This is a genomic window from Neobacillus sp. plas4 (assembly GCF_057221695.1).
Genome location: NZ_CM170152.1, coordinates 1 through 10,000, shown reverse-complemented (window position 1 = coordinate 10,000; position 10,000 = coordinate 1). Strand labels below are relative to the sequence as shown.

General features: G+C 39.1%; 7 protein-coding genes and 1 rRNA gene (1 of these 8 cut by a window edge). All 8 read right to left on the bottom strand.

Features of this window, described 5'->3' with window-relative positions:
• Nucleotides 1-591, bottom strand: a 16S ribosomal RNA gene (locus AC2TFD_RS00040) (it extends 959 nt beyond the left edge of the window).
• Between the two features lie 311 nt (nt 592-902).
• Complete coding sequence (gene gyrA, locus AC2TFD_RS00035; protein ID WP_335510793.1) at nt 903-3,491, bottom strand: DNA gyrase subunit A; 2,589 nt, start codon at nt 3,489-3,491, stop codon at nt 903-905.
• A 135-nt stretch (nt 3,492-3,626) separates the two neighbouring features.
• Nucleotides 3,627-5,549: a DNA topoisomerase (ATP-hydrolyzing) subunit B gene (gene gyrB / locus AC2TFD_RS00030; protein ID WP_335569852.1), complete on the bottom strand. Its 1,923-nt coding sequence runs from the start codon at nt 5,547-5,549 to the stop codon at nt 3,627-3,629.
• Nucleotides 5,550-5,622: 73 nt separating this feature from the next.
• Entirely contained in the window at nt 5,623-5,868 is a 246-nt protein-coding gene (remB, locus tag AC2TFD_RS00025) for an extracellular matrix regulator RemB (protein ID WP_335510791.1), read from the bottom strand.
• A 9-nt stretch (nt 5,869-5,877) separates the two neighbouring features.
• The gene (gene recF, locus AC2TFD_RS00020; RefSeq protein WP_335510789.1) at nt 5,878-6,996 is read right to left on the bottom strand and encodes a DNA replication/repair protein RecF; all 1,119 of its coding nucleotides are present in this window, start codon (nt 6,994-6,996) and stop codon (nt 5,878-5,880) included.
• 2 nt (nt 6,997-6,998) lie between these two features.
• Complete coding sequence (yaaA, locus tag AC2TFD_RS00015; protein WP_335510786.1) at nt 6,999-7,214, bottom strand: S4 domain-containing protein YaaA; 216 nt, start codon at nt 7,212-7,214, stop codon at nt 6,999-7,001.
• 95 nt (nt 7,215-7,309) lie between these two features.
• The gene (dnaN, locus tag AC2TFD_RS00010; RefSeq protein ID WP_335510785.1) at nt 7,310-8,446 is read right to left on the bottom strand and encodes a DNA polymerase III subunit beta; all 1,137 of its coding nucleotides are present in this window, start codon (nt 8,444-8,446) and stop codon (nt 7,310-7,312) included.
• A 207-nt stretch (nt 8,447-8,653) separates the two neighbouring features.
• Nucleotides 8,654-10,000: a chromosomal replication initiator protein DnaA gene (gene dnaA / locus AC2TFD_RS00005; protein ID WP_335510783.1), complete on the bottom strand. Its 1,347-nt coding sequence runs from the start codon at nt 9,998-10,000 to the stop codon at nt 8,654-8,656.

Here is a 10,000-nt window from a genome sequence, read left to right as displayed (position 1 = left end):
CCTGCGCGCGCTTTACGCCCAATAATTCCGGACAACGCTTGCCACCTACGTATTACCGCGGCTGCTGGCACGTAGTTAGCCGTGGCTTTCTGGTTAGGTACCGTCAAGGTACCGGCAGTTACTCCGGTACTTGTTCTTCCCTAACAACAGAGCTTTACGACCCGAAGGCCTTCATCGCTCACGCGGCGTTGCTCCGTCAGACTTTCGTCCATTGCGGAAGATTCCCTACTGCTGCCTCCCGTAGGAGTCTGGGCCGTGTCTCAGTCCCAGTGTGGCCGATCACCCTCTCAGGTCGGCTACGCATCGTCGCCTTGGTGAGCCGTTACCTCACCAACTAGCTAATGCGCCGCGGGCCCATCTGTAAGTGTCAGCGTAAACCGACTTTCAGCTTCCCCTCATGAGAGGGAAAGAATTATCCGGTATTAGCACCGGTTTCCCGGTGTTATCCCAGTCTTACAGGCAGGTTGCCCACGTGTTACTCACCCGTCCGCCGCTAATCAAGAGGTGCAAGCACCTCTTGATTCGCTCGACTTGCATGTATTAGGCACGCCGCCAGCGTTCGTCCTGAGCCAGGATCAAACTCTCCAAGAAAGTTGATATAGCTCATTTGTTACGTTGGCTTAGCTTTTTTAAAAAAAACTAAAAAAATGTTTGTTGACGTTCTTGTTTGTTTAGTTTTCAAAGATCAATTTCTCACAATCGCTCAGAAGCGACTTTATTAATATATCATCTATCAATACTAATGTCAACTTTTTTTTGTTTTTATTGTTTCAAAATAAAACAGTTGTTGCCGACTCAAATGAGTATACCAGCATTAATACTATCTATCAAGAGAAAATTAAAAAAATCGATAAAAAGGCAATGAATAAGGAGCACCTATTAGGTGCTCCTTTTAAAAGTAATTATTCTTCTGTATTAGGATCGGAACTTTCCTCATCGGAGTCTAACTTGTCTTCTTCTGCTCCATCTGATTCTAGTTCTGCACGATCTGTAACTTCTACTGATTCTCCGCCTTCTGCTCCTTCAGTATCATCAGAATCTATATCTTCAGAGACTTCTTCCTTTTCTACTTTCGCAACAGTGGCTACATAATCGTGTTCATCATCTTTGATACTAATTAATTTAACACCTTGAGTGTTACGTCCCATTGTGGAAATACCGGCTACATCGATACGAATAAGTACTCCGCCAGTAGTGATTAACATTAGGTCTTCCTCACCCGTTACTGCTCTTACGGAAACTAATGGTCCATTTTTATCGGTAACGTGGCAAGTCTTTATACCTTTACCGCCTCTTCCTTGAATGCGGTACTCTTCAGCAGGTGTCCGCTTACCATATCCATTCTTAGTGACAATTAACACGCTGCTGTTTTCCTCAAGGACTTCCATCCCCACTACCTCATCATCACTGTCTAAGGTAATTCCTTTTACCCCAGTCGCTGTTCTTCCCATAGAGCGAACATCCGTTTCCGGGAAGTGAATCAGCATACCTTTTTTCGTTCCAATAATCATATGCTTTGTTCCGTCGGTCAATCGAACCGAAATCAGTTCGTCACCTTCACGGAGATTCAAGGCGATTAGACCATTGTTACGGATATGAGCAAATGAAGTTAAAGGTGAGCGCTTGGAAATTCCCTCTTTTGTGGTAAAGAATAAGTACCAGTCATCCACAAATTCCTCAATTGGAATAATAGCATTTACCCATTCTCCCTTTTCTACTCCAAGGAGATTAATAATTGGCAATCCCTTTGCAGTACGGCTGTATTCCGGAACTTCATACCCCTTAGATCGATACACCTTTCCTTTGTTCGTAAAGAAAAGAACTGTATCGTGGGTTGAAGTTGTAATCAAATGTTCAACAAAATCATCTTCATTTGTTCCCATTCCCTGAATTCCGCGACCGCCTCTCTTTTGGGCACGATACGTTGAAACTGGGAGACGTTTAATATATCCATTATGGGTTAAAGTAATAACAATATTTTCGCGTGGAATGAGATCTTCATCCTCGATATTCTCAATTCCGCCCGTAACAATCTCTGTGCGGCGCTTATCATTAAATCGCTCTTTAATTTCGGTTAATTCCTCACGGATAATTTCAAGGACTTTTTCTTCATTCGCTAAGATTTCCTTTAGTTCACCAATCAGCTTCATTAAGTTTTGGAATTCTTCTTCAATCTTTTCTCTTTCTAAGCCAGTTAAACGCTGCAGGCGCATATCAAGTATTGCTTGAGCTTGCTTTTCAGAAAGATTGAATGTTGTCATCAAGCCTTCCCGGGCAATATCGGTTGTTTGGGAAGCACGAATTAATGCGATGACCTGATCCAGATGATCAAGTGCAATCCGTAAACCATCTAAGATATGAGCACGAGCTTCTGCCTTCCGCAATTCAAACTCTGTTCTCCTGCGGATAACTACTTGCTGATGATCTAAATAGTGTACTAGGCATTGCTTAAGCGTTAATACCTTTGGATGGCCATCAACGAGCGCTAATGTATTAATTCCAAAGGTTGTTTGCAAAGCCGTTTGCTTATATAAGTTATTTAAAATCACGCTGGCATTTGCATCTTTACGAACCTCAATAACAATACGCATTCCCTTACGGTCTGATTCATCTCGTAAATCGGTAATGCCTTCAATCTTTTTATCACGAGCCAGCTCAGCAATTTTTTCTATTAATTTCGCTTTATTTACCTGATAAGGAATTTCATTAACGATAATGACTTCTTTACCATTTGATTTTGTTTCAATTTCAACTTTAGCACGAATGGTAATGGAACCTCTGCCAGTTTCGTATGCTTTACGAATACCGCTTCGTCCAATAATGATTCCACCTGTTGGGAAATCTGGACCAGGGATAACCTCCATTAACTCTTGTGTTGTAATCTCTGGATCACGGCTGACTGCCAGAACTCCATCGATAACCTCACCAAGCTGATGTGGAGGTATATTCGTTGCCATACCAACCGCTATACCAGTTGTCCCATTGACAAGAAGGTTAGGGAATCTTGCTGGTAACACTACAGGCTCTCTTTCCTCGCCGTCATAGTTATCCTGAAAATCAATTGTATCTTTATTGATATCTCTTAATAGTTCCATCGAGATTTTGGACATTCTTGATTCCGTATAACGCATTGCTGCTGCGGAATCTCCGTCAACGGATCCAAAGTTCCCATGACCATCTACCAGCATATAGCGCTGGTTAAAATCCTGTGCCATACGTACCATTGTTTCATAAACTGCCTGATCTCCATGGGGGTGATATTTACCAATTACATCCCCAACGATACGAGCAGATTTTTTATAAGGTTTGTCCGAATGCATTCCTAGATCATGCATAGCATATAGAATACGGCGATGAACCGGTTTTAATCCATCACGAACATCTGGAAGGGCACGAGAAACAATTACACTCATTGCATAGTCTAGGAATGAAGTTTTCATTTCTTGACTAATATTAATCTCAGTTACTTGCGGATTGTGTGTATCAGCCATATTGGTACCTCCTAATTTGGTGACATCCTCCTATTTGTCCTTATTCGTAAAAAGGAGGATAGCGGTCACCCTCTACCCTAAATTGACAAGTTTGTCTAAAGGAGGGGGATGATACCCCCTATTTCCTGCCAAAGATTATATATCTAAATTCTTAACGTATTTAGCGTTTGCTTCGATAAAGTTACGGCGTGGTTCAACTTTATCGCCCATTAACATTTCAAAGGTTTCATCTGCTTCTATTGCGTCATCGAGGCTGACCTGGAGCATGGATCTTGTACCTGGATCCATGGTTGTATCCCATAACTGTTCAGGATTCATCTCTCCTAAACCTTTATAACGTTGAATATTTGGTTTTGGCTGGGCCGGAAGCTCAGCAAAAATTCGATCTAATTCTTTATCATCATAGGCATAAAATATTTTTTTCCCCTGTGATACCTTGTATAGTGGGGGCTGAGCGATATAGACATAACCCGCTTCTAGTATTTGTCTCATGTAACGGTAGAAGAATGTTAAAATAAGTGTTCGAATATGCGCACCATCAACGTCCGCATCTGTCATGATAACAATCTTATGATAACGTGCTTTTGATATATCAAATTCTTCACCAATTCCCGTTCCAATGGCGGTAATCATGGCACGAACTTCGTTATTAGATAATATTTTATCGAGTCGAGCTTTTTCGACATTTAGAATTTTACCGCGTAATGGCAATATGGCTTGGAAATGACGATCACGGCCCTGTTTGGCAGATCCACCCGCAGAGTCACCCTCAACGATATAGATTTCACTGATAGATGGGTCCTTTGAAGAACAGTCTGCTAATTTCCCGGGTAAACTTGAAACTTCTAACGCACTTTTACGACGGGTGAGCTCCCTTGCCTTCTTTGCAGCCATCCTTGCCCTGGCAGCCATTAGACCTTTTTCGACAATCTTCCTTGCCACCGATGGATTTTCCATTAGAAACTTGTCAAAGTGGCTTGAAAATAATGAATCTGTAATTGTTCTTACTTCGGAATTTCCAAGTTTTGTCTTTGTCTGTCCCTCGAATTGCGGATCTGGATGTTTAATAGAGACAATCGCTGTTATTCCTTCTCGAACATCCTCACCAGATAGATTCGTATCATTTTCTTTAATTAAGCCATTTTTTCTTGCGTAATCATTGATTACTCGAGTTAAGGCTGTTTTAAAACCGGATTCATGGGTTCCGCCTTCGTATGTGTGGATATTATTTGCAAAGGAATAGATGCTGTCGGTATAACCCTCATTGTATTGAAGCGCAACTTCAACGCTAATGCCTTCGCGTTCTCCCTCAATAAAGATAGGTTCTTCATGAATGACTTCTTTTGTACGGTTTAAATGCTCTACATATGATTTAATTCCGCCTTCGTAGTAGTATTCATTCTTTTTATTCTCCACACGCTTATCTTCGATCGTGATTTTAATTCCACGGTTTAAGAATGCAAGCTCGCGACAGCGGGTTGCTAGAATATCATACTCATATTCCAATGTTTCAGTAAATATTTCTGCATCTGGTTTAAAGTGAACAATCGTACCTGTTTCGTCGGTAGTTCCTATTACCTCTAATTCATTCACTACTGCTCCACGTTCAAATTTTATGCAGTGAATGTTACCGTCACGGTGGACATAGACCTCTAGATTGGTGGAAAGGGCATTAACAACTGAAGCACCTACACCATGCAGACCGCCAGAAACCTTATATCCGCCGCCGCCAAATTTTCCGCCGGCATGCAGAACAGTCATAATGACTTCAACTGCCGGTCTGCCCATTTTTTCTTGGATACCGACTGGAATACCACGGCCGTTATCTTTTACAGTAATACTGTTGTCTTCCTCAATTGTTAGATTGATCTCGTCACAATAGCCGGCCAAGGCTTCATCAATACTATTATCAACAATTTCCCAAACAAGATGGTGGAGACCTTTTCCGCTCGTTGAACCGATATACATACCAGGTCTTTTTCTAACCGCTTCAAGGCCTTCTAAAACTTGTATTTGATCTGCATCATATGCTTCTTCTTGGATTACTTTTTGTTCCATTGTCACTATCGTTCACCCGCACTTTCATTCAAAAAATACTCAATTTAACGTAAAAAGTAAGCTAGTAGTTTCACTATTCCTGTATTTCCTTTTGATTTGAACGTTTCTTTAATGTTCCGGAAGAGATAGGGGATAAATAAACCTTGTCGTATGTAATTACGACTGATTTAAAGGGGTTTTTCGAAAGGTTAATAAGCTTTTCGTTATGCCGGCTTAAAAATTCCTCAATTAAATTTGAAGAATTTACACTCCCTTTATCAAGAATGGCGATAATATCCTTCGCCCTGATATTTAAATCTTCCCCGACATGAATATACACATTTCCACCTCAATTCACCTTCTTAATAAAACCGGATTCTACATTAAAAGTCGATGCCTCTTTTAATGTTTGATGATGGATACCTTCTACACTCGTGGTTGTAACAAATGTTTGGACTTTTCCTTGAATGGTATTAAGCAAGTGTGACTGACGATAATCGTCTAATTCCGACAATACATCGTCAAGAAGCAAGATTGGATATTCACGAATTTCTGAATGAATTAATTCAATTTCGGCAAGTTTAACAGAAAGTGCAGTAGTTCTTTGTTGTCCTTGTGATCCAAATGTTGATACATCCCTATCATTAACAAAAAACACCAAATCATCACGATGAGGTCCGAATAACGTGGTTCCACGTTCTATTTCCCTTGTTCTGACTTTATTGAATTTTTCTTCAAAGCATGCTTTCATTTTCGACAAATCTTGGCCTTCTAATACATCCACTGATGGTTTATAGACAATTTCCAACGATTCCAGCCCTCTAGAAATCCCCTTATGAATGGGTTTAGCCCAATTTTCAAGCAAATAAAGAAACTCGAATCGCTTTAAAACAATCTTTACGGCCATATTAATAAACTGCTCGGTAAGAATTTCAAGCATGGTTTGGTCAGTCTGTTTTTTTATCTGCAGCATTTTCAAAAAATGATTACGCTGTTGTAGTATTTTCTGATATTGACTCATATCATGTAAATAAACAGGTGAAACCTGTCCAATTTCCATATCAATAAACCGCCGTCTTACTTGCGGGCTGCCCTTAACTAAATTGAGATCCTCTGGTGCAAACATGACAACATTCATATTCCCAACATATTGACTCAATTTTTGCTGTTCCATATGATTACATTTAGCCTTTTTGCCCTTTTTTGAAATAATTAATTGTAAAGGCAGTGAGCTATATTGCTTTTGAACCCTACCCTCTATTTTAGCATATTCTTGGTCCCAGCGAATAAGTTCTTTATCATTTGAGGTACGATGGGATTTTGCCATTGCCAAAACATAGATAGATTCCATCACATTTGTCTTCCCTTGGGCATTTTCCCCGAGAATCACATTCACTTTATTTTCAAATTCAACCGATAGGCTTTCATAGTTTCGATAATTTTTTAGCGCTAATTGTTCAATATACATAATTAGTCGGTAATCAAAAACTCACCAAACCCAGGAATTTGAATCTTGTCCCCAGCTCGTAGCTTTCTTCCTCTTCTTTGATCTTGTTCGCCGTTAATAAAAATTTCATGTTCACTCAAAAACCATTTTGCCATTCCACCAGATTGGATGACGTCAGCCAATTTAAGAAATTGACCTAACGTAATAAACTCAGTACTTAGCTTTAATTCTTCAGGCAATGTTTATCACTCATTTCTAAAATGGTCTCAATACTATATTTTACTAAAAATTAATAAATAAAGAAAGTCACCAAAAACATGGTGACTATTTTGTCCTAATACGTTCGGACTGGCAAAATCAGCTGCAAAGTGGTTTCATCGTGCATCGGCTTGATAACAAAAGGTCTCATAGCACCAGTAAAACTTACTCGTATATCTGTACCCTCAAGTGCTTTTAAGGCATCCATCATGTATTTAGCACTGAAGGAAATCTTTAATTCTTCACCATCAATAGACTGGCTTTGAATTTCTTCGACAACTTTACCCACTTCAGGTGTATTTGAGGAAATTTCAATCACACCTCCATCAATGGTTGAAAGTTTTACAACATTGTTCCTGCCTTCACGTGCTAGTAATGATGCGCGATCGATCGCATGAAGGAAATCCTTCGTATTAACGGTAATATCAGTTTTACTTTCATTTGGAATCAGTCTGGATGTGTCAGGATAATTACCTTCTAATAATCTTGAGAAAAACAGCAGATGTTTTGCTTTAAATAAAATTTGATTTTCAGTAATAACAATATCAATCAATTCATTTGAGTCATCAATAATTTTACTTAGTTCGTTCAAACTTTTACCTGGAATGACGACATTGTAGTTTTCATTATTTTCCGTTTCAATTTTTGCTTTTCTTAAAGCTAGGCGGTGGCTATCTGTTGCAATACAGTTTAGTTCGCCATTTTCGATTCTCCAGTTTACACCTGTCAAGATAGGGCGTGTTTCCGATGTAGACACGGCAAAAGAGGTCTGTCGAATCATGGTTTTTAAAAGGTCTGTCGCAATATGAAATTTATTATTTTCCTCTATTTGCGGGAGGTGAGGATATTCTTCTGCATCTAGACCATTTAAGTTAAATTCTGATTTTCCAGAACGGATTACGGTTTGCAATGATCCCAGTACCTCAATTTCAACGCTGTCTGTAGGCAGTTTTTTAACAATTTCACTAAAGAATTTTGCTTGAAGGACAATTGAACCACTTTGTTTAATCTCAACGATTTCGTCTCCAGCTTCCTCTTTTGGTATAAATGATTCAATCGAAATATCCGAATCACTACCTGTTAAGGTAACTCCTTCGCTGCTAGCTGTAATTTTAATTCCTGTCAGAATGGGAATAGTCGTTCTTGATGTGACGGCCTTCATTACATCTTGAACACTTTGAACGAGGCGATCCCGTTGGATGATAAATCTCATTTAATAATCCTCCCAGCAAATTTTTATTCTAAGTATGCATAAATGGAATTTCTTAAACATATAATAATAAGTTTTTTAAATAAAAAACAGTAGAAGTACTAGTAGGGCCTGTTGATATGTGGATAACTTATTTTACACCATAGGAACACAGCCTATCCACATGTGGACAGACTGTGTATAAAGGAGTACAAGTTATTCACAGATGTATTAAACTTTCAACAGCTCATTTATCTCTTTCATTTGCCTTTGCAGCTGAATATCAGTTTGTAACAGCTTAGAAATTTTTTCGTGAGCATGAATAACTGTAGTATGATCACGGCCTCCAAACTCTTCACCTATTTTGGGTAATGAATAATCGGTTAATTCCCGTGATAAATACATTGCAATTTGTCTAGGGAATGCCACAGATTTCGTTCGTTTCTTCGCCTTAAAATCTTCAAGTTTAACACTAAAGTGTTCACCCACGGTTCTTTGGATATCGAGTATGGTGATTACCTTAGGCTTTGAACTTGGAATAATGTCCTTTAAAGCTTCGGAAGCTAAATCTGCGTTAATATCTTTATTAATTAAGGAAGAATAAGCGACTACTCGAATCAATGCTCCCTCAAGCTCTCTAATATTTGTATCAATTTGGTTTGCTATATAGAGCATAACTTCATTCGGTATATCCAAACCTTCTGCTTTAGCCTTTTTCCTAAGAATGGCAATCCTTGTTTCTAGATCGGGCGGCGTTATATCCGTAATTAATCCCCATTCAAAACGTGATCGTAAGCGGTCCTCAAGTGTCGGAATTTCCCTAGGCGGCCTGTCACTAGAGATAACAATTTGTTTGCTTTCCTCATGAAGAGTATTAAAAGTATGGAAAAATTCCTCTTGTGTTGATTCTTTTCCAGCTAAGAATTGAATATCATCTATTAGCAAGACATCTACATTTCGATATTTATTACGGAATTCGACAGCTTTATTGTCTCGAATTGAATTGATAAATTCATTTGTAAATTTCTCTGAGGATAAATAGACAACTTTGGCGTTTGGTTTATGTTCTAACACATAATGACCAATCGCATGCATTAAGTGTGTTTTGCCTAAACCTACCCCGCCATAAATAAATAATGGATTGTACGCTTTTGCTGGAGCTTCTGCAACAGCAAGGGAAGCTGCGTGAGCAAATCGGTTTCCTGAACCAATAACAAAAGTGTCAAATAAGTACTTTGGATTTAGAATATTTTGAGGAAAATCATGTTGATCGTCCTCTCTTTTTGCCTTTTTAGCAGGCAAATGCAAATCTGAATCATCCTCTTTTTGATTTTGCGGAATAATGAACTTTATTGATAGTTCTTCCCCAGTAATTTCATAAAGAATACCGGAGATTAACTGGGAATAGCGCTCCTCAAGCCAATCGCGTGCAAATTCATTGGGAGCAGTAATCACTAGTAGATCGCCTTGAAGGGAATGGGCTTTAGTGGACTTCAGCCAGGTGTCAAAACTAGGCTTGCTAATCTTTTTCTCAATATTGGATAGAGCAGCGTTCCAAAGATCCGCAATATTCTCCAA